Below are 21667 nucleotides of genomic sequence, written 5' to 3'. Positions count from 1 at the left end.
CCCTAAAAGTACTGCATACCAGCGAAATCCGAGCCGACGCCGCAGGCCGCTCGAGTGCTCTGCGCTGGGTGTCATCAGTCCCCCTTGGTCGCTCCATCCCCTGTGAACTGGGCCACGTAGTAGATCTGAGAATCCTCAACCGCGACTTCGACGTTCGCCTGTTCGTCGAGCATCGCCCGAATACTGTCGGCGAACGAGAACCGAGTGTTGTTGTACGAGCAGATGTCCCAACCGACCGCCGCGCGTTCGGCAACCAAAACCTGGACAATGGAGTTGATCATGGCATGGAAAGCGGCCCCTTGTCGTGCACTTGGCGCAACAAGGGTCAAACCGGCGTAGTAGATCGCGTCCCGCGCCGCGTGTTCGGGGTAGCGTGCCGCGAAGTAGTCCGGACTGATCCATGGGACGGTGTCGAGATGCCTGGTCAGCGTTGTCACGCCGATGGGCTCGCCCGAGCCGAGTCGCGCGACGTGCTTGTGTACGCGAGGATCGACCATCTCGGCGCGGAACTCCTCGCGCCGCAGCACCTGCCGTGCGATGGCCTTGGCCCGCAGCGGGCCGAACGCCTCCTCGTAGAGGCGGTGGAACAGGTCGATCCGGTCGTCCGGAATCGTCGTCTCGACGGTGACGTAGAGGCCGCTCATCGTGGATTCCATGGGGCGGTGTGGTAGGCGGCGAGAACGAGCGCGCAGGCCGGATCGCCGTCGGAGGTGGTCTCGGTCGTGCACAGGTGGACGGGGCCGAAGCGCTCCGGCCGGTTCCGCGTCATGTCGGTCAGGCTGGACCGGATCAGGTCGGACACCTCCTCGGCGGTCTCGGCTTCGTGTTCCACGAAAAGCCCTGCGCCGGAATGGTCGTCGCGCAGCACCCAGCCGATACCCGCGGCGGCGCGCGCACCGGGTTCGTTCGCGTGCTGGACCGCATACACGCAGTAGAGGCGATCGCCCCAGGAGATCGGTTTGCGCACCCGGCCGGTGCGTTCCAAGGTCGCGCGCGGTGGAATGACCGACGACAGCCGGATCAAGTTGGCCTCGCCGACTCCCAGACCGCGTAGCGCCGCGTCGAAAGCTGCCATCGCGGTCGGCCCCACTCCGGTTGCGGCTCCTATCTCGATCGTCAGCGATCGACCTGGCATCGGCCCACCCATCGGCTGGCGTAAGCGATCGATCCACTGCCATCCTCTCAGGTCGCCACCTGGGGTGTTATGCATCATCATGCCCTCCGGAAACAGTTCGACCCCAATTTGCAGGCTTTAATTGCGTCAAAATCGACTGTGCGTCAGGAATGCGCATCGCGCATCTCGAGAGCCGAAGGCAGTGCTCGTGCGGCGTGTCTCCTAGTCTGAGAAGAGAGTCGACGACAGTGAGGGACCAGGTTGCGGACATGGGTGGCACCGGGGCGGGTCAACATCATCGGTGAGCACACCGATTACAACGAGGGCTTCGTTCTGCCGATCGCCCTGCCGCTGGTGGTGCGGTGCGGGGCCGCGGTGCGCGCCGACGGGCAGGTGCGGGTCGTCTCGCGGCAGCGGCCCGGCGAGCCGGTGCTCGTCGCGGTGTCCGAGCTCGCCGCTCAGCGGGAGCGGGTGCCGGGATGGTCGCGTTACCCGCTCGGGGTCGTCGCCGGATTCGAGCGGCGCGGACACCGGGTCCCGGGCGTGGACCTGGACCTGGACGGCGCGGTGCCGATCGGCGCCGGGCTGTCGTCCTCGGCGGCGCTGTCGTGCGCGGTGGCCCTCGCGCTGCGGGATCTCTTCGCGCCCAGTCTGACCGACCGGGCGCTGATCGACCTGGCGAGCGCCGCCGAGAACGACTACGTCGGTGCACCGACCGGGTTGCTCGACCAGTCGGCCGCGATCCTGTGCACGGCCGGGCACGCGCTGTTCCTGGACGTTCGCGGTTTCGTCGCCGACACCGGGACGTCGCCGCGCGGCGTCGGGCACGAGCAGATCCCTTTCGACCTGGACAGGTTCGGCCTCGAGCTGCTGGTTATCGATACCGGGCAGCCGCACGACCTGGTCGAGGGCGGCTACGCCGAGCGGCGCGCCCAATGCGTGGCCGCGGCCGGGGAACTCGGCGTCGCCGCCTTGCGTGATGTCGCGTCCGCGGCGTCCGTCGAGCGGATCACCGATGACGTGCTGCGTCGCCGGGCCCGGCATGTAGTGACCGAGAACGCCAGAGTGCTCGCGATTGCTGAAAGATTGCGGGGTGGCGCCGATCCACGCGGGATCGGCCCGATCCTGACCGAGGGGCACGCCTCGCTGCGCGATGATTTCGAGATCTCCACGCCGGCTCTGGACACGGCCGTGCGTGCCGCGTTTGCGGCGGGCGCGCATGGCGCGCGCATGGTCGGCGGCGGGTTCGGCGGGAGTGTGATCGCCCTCGTCGATCGCGGGCGGACCGAGGCAGTGGCGGAGACGGCGCGGAAACGCTTCGCCGACGCGAGTCTTGCCGATCCGCGCACGTTCGTGGTTGTTCCCGCGGGGGGCGCGCACCGCATCGACTGAGCGATCGTCCAGGATTTGTGCGTGATTGTGCCCCGCGAGTGCGGCACAATCACGCACAGTAGGTGTCAGCCGACACCCAATCGGTGGGCGACGAGGAAGTCGCGCGCGCCTGGCAGCACCAGCACCAGCACCACGCACGATCTCGCCCCGACGTCCGGTTTCACCGCCAGGAGGGACGCTGTGCCGCTTGCTGATCCACCCGTTCTCGCTTCCGCGCTGACCGCCGCCGACGTGCGCCGGGCAGCTGCGACCATGCATCTCGACGCCGCCACCACGCTTCGGCTGGACGCCGGCGCCGTCGACTACGCACTGGTCGCCTTGTATTTCGTGTTCGTACTCGGCATCGGCCTTCTGGCCAGGCGGCGCATCTCCTCCAGCATCGACTTCTTCCTGTCCGGGCGCTCGCTGCCCGCCTGGGTGACCGGCCTGGCATTCATCTCCGCGAACCTGGGCGCGGTGGAGATCATGGGCATGTCCGCCAACGGCGCCCAATACGGTTTCCCGACCTTCCACTACTTCTGGATCGGCGCGGTGCCCGCCATGCTGTTCCTCGGCGTGGTGATGATGCCGTTCTACTACGGCTCCAAAGTGCGCAGCGTGCCGGAGTTCATGCGCAGGCGTTTCGGCACCGGCGCGCACCTGGTGAACGCGCTGAGCTTCGCGATTGCGCAGATCCTCATCGCGGGTGTCAACCTGTACCTGCTCGGCTCCATCGTGAACGTACTGCTGGGTTGGCCGCTGTGGGTGTCGGTGATCGTGGCCGCCGCGATCGTGCTCTCCTATATCACCCTCGGCGGTCTGTCCGCCGCGATCTACAACGAGGTGCTGCAGTTTTTCGTCATCGTGGCCGCGCTGCTGCCGCTCACCCTGGTCGGCCTGCACAAGGTCGGCGGCTGGAGCGGACTGAAGGAGAAGATCACCGCCTCGCCGGGCGGGCCGCAACAGCTGGATTCCTGGCCGGGCAACGCGCTGAGCGGGTTCAGTGACAACTTGCTGTCGGTGGTCGGCATCGTGTTCGGGCTCGGGTTCGTCCTTTCCTTCGGATACTGGACCACGAACTTCGTCGAGGTGCAGCGCGCGATGGCGACGCACTCCATCTCGGCGGCGCGGCGTACCCCGATCATCGGCGCCTACCCGAAGATGTTCATCCCGCTGATCGTGGTGATCCCGGGCATGATCAGCGCCGTGCTGGTGCCGCAGATGGCCGAGTACAAGACGGCGGTGACGGCGAATCCGGATTTCGAGAGCGACACCACCTACAATCAGGCGCTGCTGTACCTGATGAAGGACGTGCTGCCCAACGGTTTGCTCGGCGTCGGCCTCGCCGGTCTGCTCGCGGCGTTCATGGCGGGCATGGCGGCCAACATCTCCGCGTTCAACACCGTGTTCAGCTACGACCTGTGGCAGCAGTACGTGCGGCGCGAGCGGGCGGACGGCTACTACCTGGGTGTGGGCCGGCTGGCCACGGTCGGCGCGACGGTGGCCGCGATCTTCACCGCGTTCATCGCGTCCGGCTTCAGCAATATGATGGATTACCTGCAGACCCTGTTCAGCTTCTTCAACGCGCCGCTGTTCGCCACATTCATCCTCGGCATGTTCTGGAAACGGATGACGCCGACCGCAGGTTGGATGGGCCTGGTCTGCGGAACCGGTTCGGCGATCCTCGTATTCATCCTGCACGAAACGAAGGTGTTCGAATTGTCCGGTCAGGGCGCGAGTTTCGTCGCGGCCGGGGTCGCGTTCGTGGTCGACATCGGGGTGAGCGTCGCGGTCACCCAGGTGACCCAGCCCAAACCCGCGGCAGACCTGATCGGGTTGGTGTATTCGGAGACGCCGAAGGACGTGCGCACCGACCCAGAGGCCGACGCGCTGCCCTGGTATCAGCGTCCGGTCCTGCTGGCGGGCATCGCCCTCGTGCTCGTCATCGCCCTCAATATCGTCGTCGGATAAGGAGCTGACTCGATGCTTTTCGACATCCGCACCATCGTCGGGGGGTTGCTCGGCTGCTACGCGGTCATCCTCGTCATCACCGGTCTGGTGCACGACACCGCGGCCGACGAGGCCAAAACCGGTGGTATCAACGTCAATCTCTGGTCAGGGGCCGGCATGGGAGTGGTAGCGCTGGCCTTCCTGGCCTGGGTGCTGCTTCGTCCGGTCCAAGTGCCGCCTGAACCGCAGGCACCTGCGGGCGAAACCGCAGAGGGGCCTGACTCCGTCTGAACAGCGGCGGCGCCCCCTGGATGCGAGGGGACGCCGCCGGTTGTGGCGTGGATCAGAGGCCCGGGCGGGGAATGTCGCCGCGCCAGGCACCGGTTTCGTGGCCCTGGCCCTCGATGAAGTGCTTGAAGCGCTCCATGTCGCCGTTCACCCGGTGCTTCAGGACGCCGAGCTTGTCGGCGACGTTCTCCACAAAGCCTTCGGGATCGACCTCCATCTGCGCGGTCACCCTGGTGTGGGTGTCGTCCAGGCGATGAAAAGTGATCACGCCCGCGTGATTGGGTCCGCTGTCGGACCTCCATGCAACCCGTTCGTCCGGATGCTGCTCGGTGATGGTGGCGTCGAACTCCCGCGTCGAAGGGCCGACGTGGATACGCCAGTGGGTGTGCCTGTCGTCCAGCTGCCGCACCGTTTCCACACCCTCCATGAACTGCGGAAACGACTCGAACTGCGTCCACTGGTTGTAGGCGGTGCGAACCGGGACCTCGACGTCTACCGTGGCGGCCAATGTGCTCACTTGCTACCCCTTTCCTCACCCGACCCGCGGCCGGGCATCGAGCGGTCGACAATCGCTCCCGTGGGGGCGAATCGGGTCATAGGGCGCTTACCCGGGCAGGTTGGAGACAAACAAGCGAGGGGCGCGGTGACACCCAGGCTTGTGGGATGGTCATCCGGCCCATCGCTTGCCTTGTGACAGGCCGGACGACCTGCTGGAGGGCTGTGTGCTCAGAGGAAGCAGCCCGCAGCCCTCAGGCGGGTGTACACGTCGTCGGAGACAGTGACCGTGCCGTTAGGGCCGACAATTGCCAGCACACCCAAGTCCACCCGGGATCGGACGGAGCAGTCCAGCAGTTTTGCGGTGACCTCGATTTTTTGGTCGGCGTGTGCTGCACCAGCACCGATGATGGTTGAACAGGCAAGCGCCAGAGCGATAGCACCTGTTTTGACGAGTCGCACGGGTGTCCTCCTTGGAATCGCAGTCGTGTACAGCTTGCGGATCTCTCGTCCGGGTGATCGTGCGGAGGGCGTTTTGTCGTCCCGGGCCGACATACCGCCGGCTCAATGTGCAGGCCCCAACGATAAGGGCTGTCGCGCGAGCAAACGTGTCGGCAGCACCGGCGATTCGTCACATCGTGCTCGCGCCCGGTTCCGAATGTTTGCCACCGGGATGCGATCGATCGACGCTTCGATGGTGTCCATCGCCGCACGCCTCTCGCCTGCCATTCCAGGCATTTGCCGGCCAGCAGGCAGGTCAGCCATTCACTCGTGTGGTTTGGCCCGCATCACACGAGGGTCCCCGGCCGACCAGAGGCCGGCCGGGGACAACACGCGAATAGTTCAGCGGTCCCCTTGGCTTAAACCGTGATTCCGAAAACGCCGGTCGGGACGCCGGCGACCAAGGTGGGGCTACCGCCGCCGATCGGCGCCGACACCACCCTCAGGTTTCCACTATCGGTAATGAAGAGGGTGCTACCGGAAACGGTGACATCGACAGGGCCCGACAGACCGGTCGTGACCAGTGGGGTCACCGCGCCGCCGGTCGCCGGCACCGACACCACCCTGTTGGCCCCGAATTCGGCAATGTAAAGGGTGTTTCCGACGCGGGCCAGACCCATGGGCTGATTCAAGCCCGTCACCACGGGGGTTGCCGTGCCGCCGGCTGCCGGCATCGAATACACCGTGCCGACGACGGCACCGTCGCTGGCATAGACAACGCCGGGGCCATAGATGTAGGGCAGCGGGTTGCTCGTGCCGTCCAGATTTGCGCTGACGGTGACGTTCACCGTGCCCGTACCGGGCGGGGCGACGGCCGTGATCTGGGTATTGGAGTCGATGGTGAATGTGGTTGCCGTCGTGCCGAACCGCACGGTCAACGGACCGACACCGCTGAACCCGGAGCCGGCGATCACCACAGAGTTCAAGCCCGCTTCAGGGCCGAAACTGGGAGTAAGGGAAGTGAGAACGGGTGGCATTGGTATCCCTCCGAACGGAGAAAGTGAAAAGGGTTGTACTGCAACGGTGTTGATGTCGTAGTGACACCGCTATGTCCAGTAACCCTCCAGCGGAGGCACTTTGGCAATGAATTCCGGATCCGTTTTCGTCCGTTTTCTTCCGGTTTTGTCCGGTTTCAACTGGACCTGCCGGCCCAGCTGTCGGCCAGTGACCCGGTCGCAGCCCGACGCATGTGGACCGTCTCCGAGGAACTGACCCGCCCCGACCAGCTGCGGTAGCCGGGCCCTGACAGCGCGGCCTGGCGCCTGACCTCTGTTGCCTGGGTCCCGCGGATCCGAAGTGCACTCCGAGGCCACCGCACCCGCATCATTCCGGCATTCGTCGGTAGGTCGTGGTGATCCGCCGGGCCTTCGCCCGGCGGATCATGCGAGGTCTAGGAGACGGTGCGCACCCGCCCGGCTAGGCCGATCAGGACGTCGACGGCGAGGAAGGCGAGCAGGCTCAGCCCGACCAGCGGGACGAACGAGCCGACCACCAGCGCGGCGGCCAGCAGCGGAACGACCAGCCACGGTGAGTTCTTGCGCAACGCGCCGCGCCGCGGCGCGCGGCCGAGCGCCAACCCACCCTCACCGCGGGTAGGGCGCCGACGCCACCACAGGAGGTAGCCGCGGACGATCACAGTGATCAGGCCGAGCATCGCCGCGAGCAGTAACAGCTGGTTGAGCAGCCCGAACATGAGACCCATGTGGAACTGGATGCCCCAGTTGGTGAGCTTGGCCATCAGCGGCCAGTCGGCGTAGGCCAGGCGGTCGGTGACCGCGCCGGTGGCTCCGTCTACGGCGACCGCGTCGACGGTGTAGATGCCGGGTATCCGTCGTTCCTTCACCGCGAACGCCTCCCCCGGCGCGTCCGGGACCGCGATCTCCGCGGCCTGGGTGACCCCGTTGGCGCGGGCGGTCTCATACACCCGATCCAGCTGACTGATCCGGTCGGCCGGGTCGCTGGACGCGGGCGCTCCATGGTCGCCGCCGTGGTGATCGCTACCCGAATCATGAACGGGCGCAATGGTTCCTGGCGACATGGTGCTGACCGCGGGCGTGGTCCAGCTGAGCTGCTGACGCAACTCGGTGACGTTCGCGCCCGTGTACGTCGACCAGGTCAAGCCGGTCGCCGACAGTAGAAGCAGCAGCGGAAGCACCCACATGCCGACCGCGCCGTGCCAATTCAGCGTGCGGCCGCGCCCGTTCTGCGACCGGTCGGGCGCAAACAGCCAGCCTGCGGAATTGCGGATGCGTCGGCCCCGTACGCGGCGCACCCAGATGACCAGACCGTCCAGCGCCACGATCCACAGCCAGGACGCGGCAAGCTCGCTGTAGATCCGGCCCGGCTCGCCCAGGTGCAGATCCCGGTGCAGGCGGTCGATCCAGGTGCGCAGCGGCAACGCACCCGAGCTGCCGTAAACGACGGAATCGCCGACGGGCCGCGCGGTGTATGGGTCGACGAACACAGCCCGCCGCTCGGACTCACCCAGTGAGGGATCGTCGAAGAGCACGCGGGTGGTGTCCTCGGCGTCCGCCGCCGGGGCGACGGCCACAAGCCTCAGGTTCGGCTGGGTGGCGACCGCCGCGGTGACCTGATCGGACAGCGGTTTCGGCGTTCCGGCCGCCGTGACCGTCAGCAGGTCGCGCGACGTGATCGACTCGAGTGTCGGTGAGATTGCGTAGAGCGCGCCCGTGACGGTGGCGACGAGGAGGAAGGGCCCAACGAATACGCCTGCGTAGAAGTGCAGCCGCATGGCCAGTGCATACCAGCCGTTGCGTGACGCGGGCCGGGATTTGCTCGACAGCTCGGGTATTTCGGCGTCGGGCGTGGTGATTTCTGTTGTACTCACAGTCGTTTCGATTCTGAGGGGCGGGAACCCGGGCAGGTCGCAGGCCGTTGCTCACGATGTACCGCGGCCGTGGGGCCCGGTGAGGCGCGAAACTTCCGCCGCGCGTATTTGGCCGACCGCCGCCTGGACGACGTGAACGTGTCGCGGCAGACGTTCCGGCGGATGCGAAGGCACAGCAGCGGCCGCAGTCACCTCCGTGCGGCGCGACGCCGCGGTGCAGCATGACGCCGCTGCGCTGAAGTACGCGGACGCGATGGCGTGCTGCCCCGCGGCGCGTCATGTCCACGCGATCGCGAAATGCTGACGAGCGTGCGCCGCAACGCTGTGCCGCACGGTGAAAAGCGGCGGAGTGGGCGGCGCTCACACACGAATGCTCCCGTGCACCGGGTCGGGAAAGATCAGATGCCGACCGGAAGCGGCGGACCACGGGTGCGCAGGGATTGGGCGGCGAGAACGCGCAGGATGACGCGATCACGATGGGCCGTGCGCAGTGGCGCCGGACCCGCGACGATGGGCGCCCTTTGGCGCACCGGAATTACGCGGGCCAGCACCGCCGTCCCCACCCGGTACGCTGCTTCCGCACCGCGGATCACGATGGCGGCCGCGACCGCCGCGAAGAGGTGTGCGGTGAGCATGATCGGAGTCAGCTGCGCATCACCGTGATGCAGGTGCCCCGAACTGAATCCCATGGTGAGGTGACCGAGCACCTGCCCAGTCACCAGCGCAGCGGCCAGCCCGGTCGAGGTGTCCCGCAACAGAGCGAGCCCGGCCACCATGGCGCCGATCACGGTGGAACCGGCGGTGAGCAGCACCAGCGCCGTGGCAGTCGGAGGCATGCCGTCCGACACCCAACCATGTGCGGCGATGGAAATGACCCCCGATATCGCACCAGCCGAACCACCGCGCACCTGCGCGACGGCGCCGCGTAGATCCGCGGCGGGACGGCCGAACTCGATACTCACCCGCTGATGATAGCCGACAGATTGCACGCGACCGTTCGTACCGATCCGATCCGGAAAATGGCCGAGAGCTGCAGTTTCCATCCGGAAATAAAACTGTATTCGGGGCCGGTTCGAGCGCCCGCTGCGACCCTGGTGCGGCTTCCGACGGGCCGGTCAGCTCGCGTCGACGTCCATCTCGATCAGCGGCTTGCGCAATAGTTTGCCGGTCGCATTACGGGGGAGTTCGTCGAGGAAGATCACCTCGCGCGGCACCTTGTAGCGCGCCAGATTCGCCTTGACGTAGTCCTTGATCTCCTGCGGATCCCGCGCCGAGTCCGGGCCGGGAACGACGAAGGCGCGCAGCCGTTTTCCGAATGCGCGGTCGTCCACGCCGACCACCGCGGCCTCGAAGATGTCGTCGCGGCCCGCGATGAGATTCTCCACCTCGAGCGGGAAGACGTTCTCGCCGCCGGAGACGATCATGTCGTCGTCGCGGCCGTCGATGAAGAGCAGGCCATCGGCGTCGAAATGCCCGACGTCGCCACTGGACATCATGCCGTCGACGATCTCCTTGGTACGGCCGTCGGTGTAGCCGGTGAACGCGAAGCCGTTGTCCACGAAGACGGTTCCGACGACGTTCGGCGCGGTGATCGGCTTTCGGTTCTCGTCCAGCAGCACGATCCGGATGCCGACCGGTGCGCGGCCCGCGGTAGTCGGCGCCTTGCGCAGGTCCTCGGGGGTAGCGACGGTGATGACGGCGCACTCGGTGGAGCCGTACAGGTTGTAGAGGCTGTCGTTGAAGTAGTCCAGTGTGCGGGTCACGACATCGGGCGCGATGGCCGAGCCCGCCGCGAAGATCACCTTGATGGTGCTCGAGTCGTACTTCGCCAGCACCTCGTCGCCCAAGTCCAGGATGCGCTGCAGCATGGTCGGCACCAAGACCAGCGAGTCCGCGCGGTAGGTGGTGATGTTCACGAGCGTCTGCTCCGGGTCGAAGCGGCGCTGCTGGAAGACCACCCGGTTGCCGAGCGCGAGACCGAGAGTGAACTGGGATAGGCCGGTGCCGTGGAAGATCGGCGCCGCCATGAGCATGGTGCCGTTGTTGGGTAGCGGCACCCGGTCGAGGAACTGGGCCGAAGCGAACGGGCTCACCCGGTCGCGTGGCGCGCCTTTCGGGGTGCCGGTGGTGCCGCTGGTGAGGACGACCACGCCGCCCGGTTTCGCCGGTGCGGGCAGCGGCGCGGTGGAGCGTCTCGCGACCAGCGACTCGAGGGTGGGAATCGACGGGTCGGCGTCGTCCTTCTCGTCCACCCAGGTGAGCACCCGTGGGATGTCGGCGGGAATCGCGCTCATCAGGTCGAGGAACTCGCTGTCGTGCAGCACGGCCTTCACGTGCTCGCGCTCGGCCACATCGGCGAGCTGCGGCTTGGCGAAGCTGGTGTTCATCAGCACGGTGCGCACGCCGAGTTTGCCGGTCGCCAGCAGGCTCAGCACCATGCCGCGGTGGTCACGTGCCAATACGGCGACCACGTCACCGGGCTCCAGGCCCTGGTCCGCGAGGCCGCGGGCCAGGGCATTGGACTGCTCGTCGAGCTGGCCGAAGGTCAGCTCCCCGCGTTCGTCGACGATGGCGCCCGCGCTGGGCCTGGTCTGCGCGGCGTGCATGACCACACCGGCGAACGGGCCGAACCTGAGCACGTTGAACGCCGACCGCACGACGTGATCCGGGCGCAGCGGATTGAACAGCCGCCGCCTGACCATGACATTCACGCTGAGGGCGAGATCGCTCGCCTTGCGCACGGTGCCGCTGAGCGCGGGGAAGGACAGAGACATCGGTGACAACCTTCCGGCGATCCTACCCAATAGCCCCAGGTGGTGCGGACCGCAACTTCGAGATCCAGTGCTACCGCCAACAATAACAAGCGACTGTAACCGCTTGTGTCAGGTATCTCGGCGAGCTGTACCCGCGAGTAACCGAACGGGCCGGGCGTGACCCGGCCCGCCCACCCTCAGGCCTGAACCTCGTAATCCACCAGCACGCGGCGCAGCAGCTTGCCGGTCGGGTTGCGGGGGAGGTCGTCGAGGAAGACCACTTCGCGGGGCACCTTGTAGCGGGCCAGATTGTTCTTGATGTAGGCCTTGATCTCCTCGCCATCCGGCGTGTGGCCCGGCTCGGGAACGACGAAGGCGCGCAACCGCTTGCCGAACTCCGCGTCGTCCACGCCGACCACCGCGGCGTCGAAGATGTCGGGGCGCTCCAGTAGCAGGTTCTCCACCTCCTGCGGGAAGACGTTCTCGCCGCCGGAGACGATCATGTCGTCGTCGCGACCGTCCACCATGAGCAGTCCGTGCTCATCGAAGTGGCCGACGTCGCCACTGGCCATGTAGCCGTCGATGACCTGCTTCTTCCTGCCGTCGGTGTAGCCCTCGAACGGCGCGCCGCTGCGGATGAAGATGCGCGCGGTCGTGTTGATCGCGGTGACCCGTTTGTCGTTGTCGTCGTAGAGCCGCACCTCGCAGGTGATGGGCGCGCGGCCGGCGGTTCCGGGCGCGAGGGCCAGGTCCTCCGGTGTGGCCACGGTCGCGACCGCGCATTCGGTCGAACCATAGAGGTTGTGGAGGACGGGCCCGAACACCTCGGTGGCCTTGATCGTCAGCTCGGGGGACAGTGCTGAACCGGACAGCACGATCGCCTTCAGCGAAGAAAGGTCGTACTTCGCGCGGATCGCAGGGTCGAGCTCGACCATCCGGTGCAGCATGGTCGGCACCGCCACCAGCATGTCCGCCTTGTGGTCGGCGACCATCTTCAGTGTCGCCTCGGCGTCGAAGCGGCGGCGTACCACCACGCTGTTGCCCAGGGCCGCGCCGACTATCCAGGTGGCCAGGCCGGTGCTGTGGAAGATCGGCGACACGATCACCTGGGTGCCGCCCTGTGGAAACGGGATGCGGTCGACCAGCTGCGCGGTGGACAGCGGGGAGACCTTGCCGCGCGGAGCGCCCTTCGGCAGGCCGGTGGTGCCGCTGGTCAGGATGACGAAGCCACCGGTTTTTCCCGGCGCGGGCAGCGGTTCGGTCGAGTTGGCCGCGACCAGGTCGTCGAGGGTTCGCACGCCTTCCGGCAGTTGGGCGCCCTCGTCGACCCAGGTGATGTAGCGCGGCAGGTCGGCGGGTAGCGCGTCGAGCAGGCCGAGGAACTCACTGTCGTGGAGCACCGCCTTCACCTTCTCGCGCTCGCACACCTCGGCGAACTGCGGTTTGGCGAACCCGGTGTTCATCAGCGCCGCCCGCACACCGAGCTTGCCCGCTGCGGCCATGGACAGGATCAGGCCGCGGTGGTCGCGGGCCAGCAGGCCGATCACCGTGCCCTCGGTGATGCCCCCCGCTTGGAGACCGCGCGCGATCGCGTTCGACTGTTCGTCCAGCTCGCGGTAGGTCAGCGTGCCTGCCTCGTCGACGATGGCCGGCGCGTCCGGCTTGATCCGCGCGGAGTGCCGGATCACCGTGGCCTGCGCGCCGAGAATCCGAGATTCCCGAATCGTCCGCAGCGTCTCCAGCGGTCTGCGGGGATCGCTGATGCCACGGGAACGCAGCACTCCCAGCGCTTGCACAGCCTCGAGCGCGTGCGCCACCTTCATGTCGAAACCTCCACAAAACCTCGCGCCGGTACTCGACCCAGCGAACCGGTATGGCCTGTCGAATTGTCACCGTAGCAGCGCGGCGTGTGGCAGGTCACAAATAAATCAGACAATTCAGACGTAATCGGATTCGTCCGAACGTGGTGACAGCTGCCGCTCCGGCTCGACAACTCGCTCTTGCGGACTCGACAGGCCGAGCACTCCGGCCCCGAATCCGTTGGGGCCGGAGTTGCTGCGACCGTGCGAACAAGACGCCTCAGTCCCCAGGAAGTCCCCGGGCGAATCCGGCAGCGATCAACAAGCAACTGATAACGGCGACGACGACAATGCTCCACATGTGTGCGAGGCTACGGAGTCCGCGTTTCATGGTCCACAATTCCGGTATCGCCAAAACTGGTGGTGCTCTTCGAATTCGGGCGCGGTACGGAAGAAACACGCGCAATTGGACACCGAGCCGGAAAACAGGAGACCGGTGCGAGTTGTGCAGCCGACCCGCACTGGTTTTCCCTGTGCGCCTTACTACTTCAGCTCGGCGCTGGTCTTCCCGAGCACCCTGCGGGCCACGATCAGCTGCTGGATCTGCTGGGTTCCTTCGAAGATGTCCAGGATCTTGGAATCCCGGCCCCACTTCTCCAACAGGGTGCGCTGCGAGTAGCCGATGGCGCCGGCCAATTCGACTGCCTCAAGGGTGATGTCGGTACCGGTGCGACCTGCCTTCGCCTTGGACATGGAGGCCTCGAGTGAGTTGGGCTTCTTGTTGTCGGCCATCCACGCCGCGCGCAGGGCGAGTAGGTAGGCGGCCTCGTAATCGGCTTCCATCCGCAGGAATTCGGCGGCGGCGGCGTGCTGATTGTTGGCCGGGATGTCGTAGGAGATCTCGACACCCGCGTCGGTCAGGATGACACGCAGCTCCTCGAGCGCGGCGCGGGCGACACCGACCGCCATCGCGGCGACGAGGGGGCGGGTGTTGTCAAAGGTCTGCATGACCCCGGCAAAGCCCTTCTCCACATTGACTTCCGGGCTGCCGAGGATATTGTCCTTCGGAATCCGGCAGTCCTGCAGCAGCAGCACCGCGGTGTCGGAGGCTTTGATGCCGAGCTTGTGCTCGAGCCGCGCCACCGACAGACCCGGGGAGTCCCGGGGTACGACGAACGACTTGATCGCCGCGCGGCCGAGGCTCTTGTCGACTGTCGCCCACACCACGATGTGGGTGGAGCGCTGGCCCGCGGTCACGAAGATCTTCTCGCCGTTGAGCACCCATTCGTCGCCGTCGAGCACGGCGGTGGTGGACACGGCCGCGGAGTCGGAGCCGAAGGACGGCTCCGTGATGGCCATGGAGGCCCACACCTTGCCGAAGCGCTTCAGCTGCTCGTCGGTGGCGACGGCGGCGATCGCCGCGTTGCCCAGCCCCTGGTAAGGGATCGACAGCATCAGACCGACGTCGCCCCAGGAGGTCTCCAGCGCGTTCAGCAGCGCGGACATATTGCCGCCGTTGCTGTTTCCGAGTAGCTCGGTGGCGTGACTGTTCGTCTCGCTGTCATCCGCACGGCCTCCGGCGGCGCCGCCGATCTTCTGGGTGCCGGAATCGGCGAGGCCTTCCACCATGGCGGCCATGGTGTCCAGCTCGACCGGGTAGTCGTGCTCGGCGAGGTCGTACTTGCGTGAGATCGGGCGGAAGATCTCCTGCGCGACCTGGTGGGCCTGGTTGGCGCTGGCCCGCAGCTTCTTGGGGAGTTCGAGGTTGATCATGGTGAAGTCTCCTGGAATAACGAACAGACCGATCAGATGAGCACGATGCCTTCGGCGACACCGATGGCCCGCAGGTCGCGGTACCAGCGCTCGACCGGGTGTTCCTTGGTGAAGCCGTGACCACCGAGCAGCTGAACGCCGTCGAGGCCGATTCGCATGCCTTTGTCGGTGGCCAGCTTCCTCGCCAGCGCTGCTTCCCGCGCGAAGGACAGGCCCTGCTCCGCGCGAGAGGCGCCACGCAAGGTCACCAAGCGCAGGCCGTCGAGCTCGATCGCGATATCGGCGACCATGAAGGCGACCGCCTGGCGGTGCGAGATCGGCTCGCCGAACGCCTCCCGCTCGTTCACGTACGGAATCACGTAGTCCAGCACCGCCTGGCTGGTGCCGACGGCGAGCGAGGCCCAGCCGAGACGCGCCAGGCGAACGGCGTCGGCGTAGTCCTCGGCGCGGGTCTTGGCGTCACCGTCGCCGAGAATCGCGCCGGTACCGACTGCGACGTTGTCCAGGATCAGGCGACCGAGGCCCGCGGCTCGCAGCCCCATGCTCGGGTCGGCCTCCACGACCAGGCCGGGGGTGTCCGACTCGATGATGAACAGCGCGGGACGGCCGTCGAGTTCGGCGGCGACGAGGAACAGCTCCGCGTCGGCAGCGGCAGGTACCAGGCTCTTGACGCCCGAGATACGGTAGCCGCTCGGCGAGCGCACCGCCTTGGTCTGCAGCGTGAACGGGTCGAAAAGGGCGCGGGGCTCGCTGATCACGACCGCGGCCTGTGGCACGTTCGCGCCGGTGAAGGCCGGCAGATAGGTCTTCTGCTGCGCGTCGGTGCCCCACTGTGACAGCGCGACCGCGACACCGCTCGGCGCCAGGATGGGCAGGGCCAGACCCATGTCTCCGTGCGCCAGCGCCTCGGCGACCAGCGAGTTGGTGACCGCGCCGCGCTCGGAGGCGACGCCGTCGAGTTCCTCGGGAACGTTGATCAGGGCGATGGCGAGCTCGGCGGCCCGCTCGAGCAGGTCGCGCGGCGCCTCGGCGGCATGGTCGGCGTCGTAGGCCGCCGGGCGCAGGATCTCGGCGGCGAACTCGCGGACGGTCGCCACGATCATCTGCTGGTCGTCGCTCGGTGTCAGGTCGAAGAAGCCCTTGCTCCTCGACTCGTTGTCCGCGAGGCGCTTGGGCGCGCCGTTGCCCGCGACCTTGGCGAACGCGCGGGTGGCGGCACCCAGGGTGCGGAAGCCGGTCTTGGTGCCCTCGTAGGTGACTCGCTCGATCGGCTTACGCAGGTTGTACTTGTGGGCGAGTTCCGACCCGGTCAGTGTCGTCATGACTCGCATCGCCGTGCCCATCCAATCCCGCTTGGGCTGGTTCAGGCCGACCGCGGAGGTGTCCGGACCCCGCGTCGTTGCGCTGTCTCGAGTGCTCATCATCACCATGTTTTCTCGGATGGGTGGGGTGAGGTCTGTCCCAGCTATCTTACTCCTGAGTAAGGCCACCTTACTTCAGAGTAAGAAGGGCGTCGAGGTGTAGTCGACGCCGACTCCGCTGCTGACCACAGTGATGTTGGGATTCGATAGGCCGGCTCGCCGCACTCGATGCGAGGATCAGCGAACCGCGACGGCAACGCAGGCTGCTCGGCCGCAGCGCGGCGCCGTCCGCGCGTGGCTGGCGGCGCCGTAATGCGGCCGACGAGACGTTCGGCTCGGACGCTTACTCGCGGACGTAATACCGCAGCGTCGCGTATGCCGTCAGTGCGGCGAACACCACGCCGACGGGCGCGATGACCAGCGCGGTCATCACGATGTCGTCGCCGGTGATGCGCGGGAACACCTTGCTGGAAAACAGGTCGCCCAAGGCGCGGTCGATCACCAGCGGCCGTGCCGCGAGCAGGCCGAGCATCGCGAACAGCGATCCGGCCAGCGCGGCGACCACCGCCTCCAGGAGGAACGGCAGCTGGGTGTACCACCGCGTCGCGCCGACCAAACGCATGATGCCCACCTCGGTGCGCCTGGTGAATGCGGCGATCTGCACCATGTTCGCGATCAGCAGCAGCGCTGCCAGCGCCTGCAGCACGGCCAGACCGAAGGCCGCGTTGCGCAACCCGTCGAACAGGCTGACCAGCCGGTCCACAATGTCCTTGTCATTGCGCACCATCCCGACGCCCGGCCGGTCGTAGAAGTTCTCGTAGATCGTCGGGTACAGCTCCGCGTTCTCCATCTTCACACGCAGCGACGCGGGCAACGGCGTCTCGCTGACGTACTTGGCCAGCTCGGGCTGGTCTTTGAACGTTTTATCCTTGGCCTCGCGCACGGCGTCGTCGCGGTTGAGGAACTGAACCGACTGCACGCCGCTGGTTGCCTTCAGATCGGCCATGAGCGATCGGCACGGATCCTGCGAACAGTCCGGGTCATTGGCCGAGACGTCCTCGGTGAGATACAGCCGTACCTCGAGCCGGTCGAGGAAGTACTGCTCGGTCTTGTCCGCGATGCGTACCGCGAGTAGACCGCCACCGAGCATGGTGAGCGAGACCGCGGTGGTCAGGATCATCGCGATGGTCATCGTGACATTGCGGCGCAGGCCTGCGAAGACCTCGCTGAACAGGAAGCTCGCGCGCATTATCGGCCCACCCCGTAGACGCCGGTCGCCTCGTCGCGCACCAGACGCCCGTGATCGAGCTCGACCACCCGTCTGCGCATCGCGTCGACGATGTGGTTGTCGTGCGTCGCCATCAGCACCGTGGTGCCGATGCGGTTGATCCGCTCCAGCAGCATCATGATGTCGCCGCTGGTGTCGGGGTCGAGGTTGCCGGTCGGTTCGTCGGCCAGCAGCACCAGCGGCCGGTTCACGAACGCCCGCGCGATTGCCACACGCTGTTGTTCACCACCGGACAGCTCCGTCGGTAGGCGATCGGCTTTGCCGCCGAGTCCCACCATGTCCAGCACCTCTGGGACGGTGCGGTCGATGAACTGGCGTCGCTTGCCGATCACCTCCAGCGCGAACGCGACGTTCTGGTACACCGTCTTCTGCTGCAGCAGCCGGAAGTCCTGGAACACGCACCCGATGCGCTGGCGCAGCTTGGGCACCCTGCGGTTGGGCAGCCGGTCGACCCGGAAGTCGGCGACCTGGATCTCGCCCGCTGTGGGCGATTCCTCTTTGAGCAGCAGCCGCATGAAGGTCGACTTACCCGAGCCGGACGGTCCGATGATGAAGACGAACTCGCCCTTGCCCACATCGACGGTGATGTTGTCCAGCGCGGGTCGCGTCGAGGTCTTGTACGACTTGGTGACGTTCCGCATGGTGATCACGGGGAGCCAGTGTAACCAGCACCTGCGCGTGTCCTGCGTTGTCAACCACAGGTGACGAGCTGGTGACGGCACATCCCGCGCGGCTCAGCGGATCGGCGGCTCCGTAATCACCGCTGCGGGAATGGTGTTGACCGTCGTCGGCGTGGAGACGGTCTCGTCCGGTTTGACTATGACGTACAGCACAAAGGTGGCGACCCAGGTTGCCATCAGGATCGCCGTGGATCTACGTGGTCTCACTGATTCCCTCCCGGCGCAATGCCGCGGCTACCCGCACCCGCAGTTCGCGTCCGACTTCGAATTGTTTGCCTGGCAACGTGCGGGCAACCATTCGGATGTTCATCTGGTCGACGGTCAGGTCTTCCACACCCATGACGGTGGGCTCGTCGAGCAGCAATGGCTTGAGGCGAGCATCGTCGTACGCCTTCGTACCGACCTCGTGCAGGATCTCGTTGACCCTGGTGATGTCAGCGCTCGCGGCCACTGGCACGTCGATCGCGGCACGCGCCCAATCCTTCGACAGGTTCGTGACTTTCACGATCTGGCCATTAGGCACGGTGATCACCTCGCCATCCGCGTTGCGCAAGGTGGTGATCCGCAACGTGACATCCTCGACCGTACCCTCGGCATGCTCCGCGGATCCAGTAACCGCGATGCGCACCACATCGCCGAATCCGTACTGCCGCTCGGTGATCAGGAAGAACCCGGCGAGAATGTCCTGCACGATGCGCTGCGCGCCGAAACCGAGCGCGGCGCCGAGCACGGCGGCCGGCGCGACCAATCCCGTCACGGCAAAACCGAGCCGCCGCAGCACCTCCATGGTGATCAGCACATAGACGATGGTCAGCACCACCCACGTGATCACCTGGGCCAGCGCATGCCGGTGCTTGGCCGCCTCGGTCCGCACCAGCGCGTCGCTGCTGCGGAATCCGGCATCGATCTTGCGAGTGACCCGGTCTCGCACGAACGTAGCGAACCGGCTGAACAGCACCGCCCCGAGAATGAGCAGCACGATCTCCAGGCCCGCACCGCGCAGCCAGGTGGTGAAACCGGTGGAGCCGACCGCCTGGATTTCCGCGATATTCATCTAGCTCGCCTGCTCTCGCATTCGCCAGCGGATACCGGACTCGATGAACCCGTCGATGTCACCGTCGAGTACCGACGACGGATTGTTGACTTCGAAGTTCGTCCGTAGGTCCTTGACCATCTGATACGGATGCAGCACGTAGGAGCGCATCTGGTTGCCCCAGGACGCGCCCTCGTTGGTCTTCAGAGCGTCCATTTCGGCGCGCTCCTCCTGCCGCTTGCGCTCGAGCAGCTTGGCCTGCAGCACCCGCATGGCGGAAATCTTGTTCTGTAGCTGAGATTTCTCGTTTTGGCAGGTCACCACGATGCCGGTGGGCAGGTGGGTGATGCGGACCGCGGAGTCGGTGGTGTTGACGCTCTGACCACCGGGGCCCGACGAGCGGTACACGTCGACGCGGATCTCGGTCTCAGGAATCTCGATGTGGTCGGTGGTCTCGACCACGGGCAGCACCTCTACCTCGGCAAAGGAGGTCTGGCGCCGGCCCTGGTTGTCGAACGGGCTGATCCGCACCAGCCGGTGCGTGCCCATCTCGACCGACAAGGTTCCGTAGGCGTACGGGGTCTTCACCGCGAAGGTGGCGCTCTTGATGCCCGCCTCTTCGGCGTAGGAGGTGTCGTACACCTCGACCGAGTACTTGTGCCGGTCGGCCCAGCGGATGTACATGCGCATCAGCATCTCGGCCCAGTCGGCGGCATCCACGCCACCGGCGCCGGAGCGGATGTTGACCAGCGCGTCGCGCTTGTCGTACTCACCCGACAGCAGGGTGCGGACCTCCATCGCCTCCACGTCACCGTGCAGCGCGGCCCGCTCGGCGTCGGCCTCGGCCAGCGCGGTGACCTTGCCCTCGCCGTCTTCCTCCTCGGCGAGCTCGTAGAGGACGGGCAGGTCCTCGAGCCGCTGGCGCAACTCCTCGACCCGGCGCAGCTCACCCTGCGCGTGCGAGAGCTCGCTGGTCACCTGCTGGGCGTGGTCCTGGTCGTTCCACAGGTCGGGGTCCGCGGCCTGGTGCTCGAGCTCGTCGATACGACGGCGCAGCTCCTCGACGTCGAGGACCGATTCGACTGTCTTCAGGGTGGCGTCGAGTTCGGCGAGATCAGCGGAAACGTCAGGATGCACGATCGTCAAGCCTAGCTGCCTCTCGGAGGCCGCAGCACACTAGTGCGCGCGGCAGGATTCGGCACGGCATCGGTGCGTGTGCGCAGCGGGGCGGAGGGCTCAGACGGGCGGGGGCCATGGCGGTCCGCGCTCGGTGACCGCCCGATGCCGGGAGGGTGCGGTGCGGAGGGCGCCTCATGGTTTCTACCCTAAACGGCCACCGTGGTTGGTGCAGTTGATGTTTGGCGGTCACTGGGGTGCGCGGCGGGATCCGTATCGGAAGGTACCGATCTCGCCGGTGGAATGCGGGCGGCCGTAGGTCGGTGGATCGCCTGGATGGGCGTTGTGCGAAGGCGAGCCGAGCGCGTTGGGATCACGGGAATCGTGCCGCGGAGCGGCGACTGTGATTGTCGAGTGACCAGGCGAACTCAGCCGGAGACCGCGCGCAACGCGCCGGGGCGGCGGCCCGTGAGTCTGTCGAGGGCGGTGGCGGTCGCTTCGTCGGCCGGGAGGTGGACGATCAGATGCTGGTCGTCGTCGGCGGAGAGGTCGAGGATCTCGTAGGCGAGGCGGAGAGAACCTGCCTCGGGGTGGGCTAACCGGGTGATGCCCGTGGCGGCGGCCAGGCTGGGGACGGTGTCTACGCGGTCGGCGAACGCGGGGCCTGCGGTGAGGGTGAGCTCGTCGGCGAGGGCGGCGATGTGCGGGTCCGCGCGGAAAGGGCCTTGCTTCAGAGTGGCGACCATCTCGTCGGCGGCGTGTTCCCAATCCGGGTAGAGGGCGCGAGCGCCGGGGCTGGTGAAAATGAAACGGGACAGGTTCGCCGGGGTGTCGGGTCCGGTGAACAGACCGGTCGGCGCCATCAGCCGGTGGTAGCCGTCGGTGTGGGCGAGAACCTCGGTGAGGCGGTTCACCACCACGGCAGGTGCAGGTTCGAGGCGGTCCAGGATCGCCAGGACGGTGGGGCGAACGTCGCGCTGCGGCTGCGCGCCACCCATACAGCTGAACCCGGTGTCCACGGCCTTGCTCAGGCGGTGCAGGTGGATGCGCTCGGCCGGACTCAGGCGTAGCGCGTCGGCCAGCGCGGACAACACCTGCGGCGAGGGGCGACGGTCACGGCCCTGTTCGAGGCGGGTCACGTACTCGACGCTCACTCCGGCCAGCGTCGCCAGCTCCGCGCGGCGCAGCCCGGGGGTGCGGCGACGCGGTCCGGTGGGCAGGCCGACCTGCGCGGGCGTCACCGCTTCTCGGCGGGTGCGCAGGAACAGACCTAGCTCGTTGTCGCTCACCCCTCGAA

General features: G+C 66.7%; 20 protein-coding genes. 3 read left to right on the top strand and 17 right to left on the bottom strand.

Annotated elements, in window-relative coordinates; translation table 11 throughout:
- Window positions 1-74 precede the first annotated feature (74 nt).
- On the bottom strand, window positions 75-644 hold the full coding sequence (locus AB4Z47_RS15805; RefSeq protein WP_441951506.1) for a hypothetical protein: 570 nt from the start codon (window positions 642-644) through the stop codon (window positions 75-77).
- The gene (locus AB4Z47_RS15800; protein ID WP_441951504.1) at window positions 641-1135 is read right to left on the bottom strand and encodes a pyruvoyl-dependent arginine decarboxylase; all 495 of its coding nucleotides are present in this window, start codon (window positions 1133-1135) and stop codon (window positions 641-643) included. Before AB4Z47_RS15800 ends, AB4Z47_RS15805 begins: the two co-directional genes overlap by 4 nt.
- A 252-nt stretch (window positions 1136-1387) precedes the next feature.
- Here AB4Z47_RS15800 and galK point away from each other — a divergent pair, with 252 nt between their 5' ends.
- The 3 genes from galK to AB4Z47_RS15785 all read left to right on the top strand — a co-directional run bounded on the left by galK (window position 1388) and on the right by AB4Z47_RS15785 (window position 4726).
- A complete protein-coding gene (galK, locus tag AB4Z47_RS15795) occupies window positions 1388-2506 on the top strand; it encodes a galactokinase (protein WP_441951502.1) in 1119 nt (372 codons plus the stop codon).
- A 252-nt stretch (window positions 2507-2758) separates the two neighbouring features.
- Window positions 2759-4456 carry a sodium:solute symporter family protein gene (locus tag AB4Z47_RS15790; protein ID WP_441951561.1) on the top strand — a complete coding sequence of 566 codons (1698 nt, stop codon included), beginning with the start codon at window positions 2759-2761 and terminating at the stop codon, window positions 4454-4456.
- A gap of 12 nt (window positions 4457-4468) precedes the next feature.
- Entirely contained in the window at window positions 4469-4726 is a 258-nt protein-coding gene (locus tag AB4Z47_RS15785) for a hypothetical protein (RefSeq protein ID WP_441951500.1), read from the top strand.
- Window positions 4727-4778: 52 nt separating this feature from the next.
- Here the strand turns inward: AB4Z47_RS15785 and AB4Z47_RS15780 are convergent, their stop codons facing one another.
- From AB4Z47_RS15780 to AB4Z47_RS15710, 15 genes are all read right to left on the bottom strand, one after another.
- Window positions 4779-5240: an SRPBCC family protein gene (locus AB4Z47_RS15780; protein ID WP_441951499.1), complete on the bottom strand. Its 462-nt coding sequence runs from the start codon at window positions 5238-5240 to the stop codon at window positions 4779-4781.
- A gap of 209 nt (window positions 5241-5449) precedes the next feature.
- Window positions 5450-5680 (bottom strand): hypothetical protein, encoded by a 231-nt coding sequence (locus AB4Z47_RS15775; protein WP_441951498.1) that lies wholly within the window; start codon window positions 5678-5680, stop codon window positions 5450-5452.
- Window positions 5681-6078: 398 nt separating this feature from the next.
- Window positions 6079-6696, bottom strand: coding sequence for an IPT/TIG domain-containing protein (locus AB4Z47_RS15770; protein WP_441951496.1), 618 nt, complete (start codon window positions 6694-6696; stop codon window positions 6079-6081).
- 413 nt (window positions 6697-7109) lie between these two features.
- Complete coding sequence (locus AB4Z47_RS15765) at window positions 7110-8567, bottom strand: PepSY-associated TM helix domain-containing protein (RefSeq protein WP_441951495.1); 1458 nt, start codon at window positions 8565-8567, stop codon at window positions 7110-7112.
- 398 nt (window positions 8568-8965) lie between these two features.
- On the bottom strand, window positions 8966-9529 hold the full coding sequence (locus tag AB4Z47_RS15760; protein WP_441951494.1) for a hypothetical protein: 564 nt from the start codon (window positions 9527-9529) through the stop codon (window positions 8966-8968).
- A 153-nt stretch (window positions 9530-9682) separates the two neighbouring features.
- Entirely contained in the window at window positions 9683-11341 is a 1659-nt protein-coding gene (locus AB4Z47_RS15755; protein WP_441951492.1) for an acyl-CoA synthetase, read from the bottom strand.
- A gap of 176 nt (window positions 11342-11517) precedes the next feature.
- Window positions 11518-13143 carry an acyl-CoA synthetase gene (locus AB4Z47_RS15750; protein ID WP_441951490.1) on the bottom strand — a complete coding sequence of 542 codons (1626 nt, stop codon included), beginning with the start codon at window positions 13141-13143 and terminating at the stop codon, window positions 11518-11520.
- Between the two features lie 519 nt (window positions 13144-13662).
- Entirely contained in the window at window positions 13663-14892 is a 1230-nt protein-coding gene (locus AB4Z47_RS15745) for an acyl-CoA dehydrogenase family protein (RefSeq protein ID WP_441951488.1), read from the bottom strand.
- Between the two features lie 32 nt (window positions 14893-14924).
- Window positions 14925-16319 (bottom strand): acyl-CoA dehydrogenase family protein, encoded by a 1395-nt coding sequence (locus AB4Z47_RS15740; RefSeq protein ID WP_441951559.1) that lies wholly within the window; start codon window positions 16317-16319, stop codon window positions 14925-14927.
- A gap of 277 nt (window positions 16320-16596) precedes the next feature.
- A complete protein-coding gene (gene ftsX, locus AB4Z47_RS15735; protein WP_441951487.1) occupies window positions 16597-17502 on the bottom strand; it encodes a permease-like cell division protein FtsX in 906 nt (301 codons plus the stop codon).
- The gene (gene ftsE, locus AB4Z47_RS15730) at window positions 17502-18191 is read right to left on the bottom strand and encodes a cell division ATP-binding protein FtsE (protein ID WP_441951486.1); all 690 of its coding nucleotides are present in this window, start codon (window positions 18189-18191) and stop codon (window positions 17502-17504) included. The genes ftsX and ftsE overlap by 1 nt, the downstream gene beginning before the upstream one ends.
- An 84-nt stretch (window positions 18192-18275) precedes the next feature.
- Window positions 18276-18398, bottom strand: a complete 123-nt coding sequence (locus AB4Z47_RS15725; RefSeq protein ID WP_441951484.1) for a hypothetical protein — start codon at window positions 18396-18398, stop codon at window positions 18276-18278.
- Window positions 18399-18414: 16 nt separating this feature from the next.
- On the bottom strand, window positions 18415-19275 hold the full coding sequence (locus tag AB4Z47_RS15720; protein ID WP_441951483.1) for a mechanosensitive ion channel family protein: 861 nt from the start codon (window positions 19273-19275) through the stop codon (window positions 18415-18417).
- Window positions 19276-20391: a peptide chain release factor 2 gene (gene prfB, locus AB4Z47_RS15715; RefSeq protein WP_441951558.1), complete on the bottom strand. Its 1116-nt coding sequence runs from the start codon at window positions 20389-20391 to the stop codon at window positions 19276-19278.
- Window positions 20392-20798: 407 nt separating this feature from the next.
- Window positions 20799-21659: a helix-turn-helix transcriptional regulator gene (locus AB4Z47_RS15710; RefSeq protein WP_441951482.1), complete on the bottom strand. Its 861-nt coding sequence runs from the start codon at window positions 21657-21659 to the stop codon at window positions 20799-20801.
- Window positions 21660-21667 lie beyond the last annotated feature (8 nt).

Source organism: Nocardia sp. 2TAF39 (assembly GCF_052114905.1).
GTDB lineage: Bacteria > Actinomycetota > Actinomycetes > Mycobacteriales > Mycobacteriaceae > Nocardia.
The sequence above is the reverse complement of the archived record's forward strand: the minus strand, read 5'-3'. Positions and strand labels throughout refer to the sequence as shown.

Coding starts and splice junctions, on each gene's coding strand:
- AB4Z47_RS15805 (WP_441951506.1), bottom strand. CDS start 644: ATGAGCGGCCTCTACGTCACCGTCGAGACGACGATTCCGGACGACCGG.
- AB4Z47_RS15800 (WP_441951504.1), bottom strand. CDS start 1,135: ATGCCAGGTCGATCGCTGACGATCGAGATAGGAGCCGCAACCGGAGTG.
- AB4Z47_RS15790 (WP_441951561.1), top strand. CDS start 2,759: ATGCATCTCGACGCCGCCACCACGCTTCGGCTGGACGCCGGCGCCGTC.
- AB4Z47_RS15785 (WP_441951500.1), top strand. CDS start 4,469: ATGCTTTTCGACATCCGCACCATCGTCGGGGGGTTGCTCGGCTGCTAC.
- AB4Z47_RS15770 (WP_441951496.1), bottom strand. CDS start 6,696: ATGCCACCCGTTCTCACTTCCCTTACTCCCAGTTTCGGCCCTGAAGCG.
- AB4Z47_RS15755 (WP_441951492.1), bottom strand. CDS start 11,341: ATGTCTCTGTCCTTCCCCGCGCTCAGCGGCACCGTGCGCAAGGCGAGC.
- AB4Z47_RS15750 (WP_441951490.1), bottom strand. CDS start 13,143: ATGAAGGTGGCGCACGCGCTCGAGGCTGTGCAAGCGCTGGGAGTGCTG.
- AB4Z47_RS15745 (WP_441951488.1), bottom strand. CDS start 14,892: ATGATCAACCTCGAACTCCCCAAGAAGCTGCGGGCCAGCGCCAACCAG.
- ftsX (WP_441951487.1), bottom strand. CDS start 17,502: ATGCGCGCGAGCTTCCTGTTCAGCGAGGTCTTCGCAGGCCTGCGCCGC.
- AB4Z47_RS15725 (WP_441951484.1), bottom strand. CDS start 18,398: ATGGCAACCTGGGTCGCCACCTTTGTGCTGTACGTCATAGTCAAACCG.
- AB4Z47_RS15720 (WP_441951483.1), bottom strand. CDS start 19,275: ATGAATATCGCGGAAATCCAGGCGGTCGGCTCCACCGGTTTCACCACC.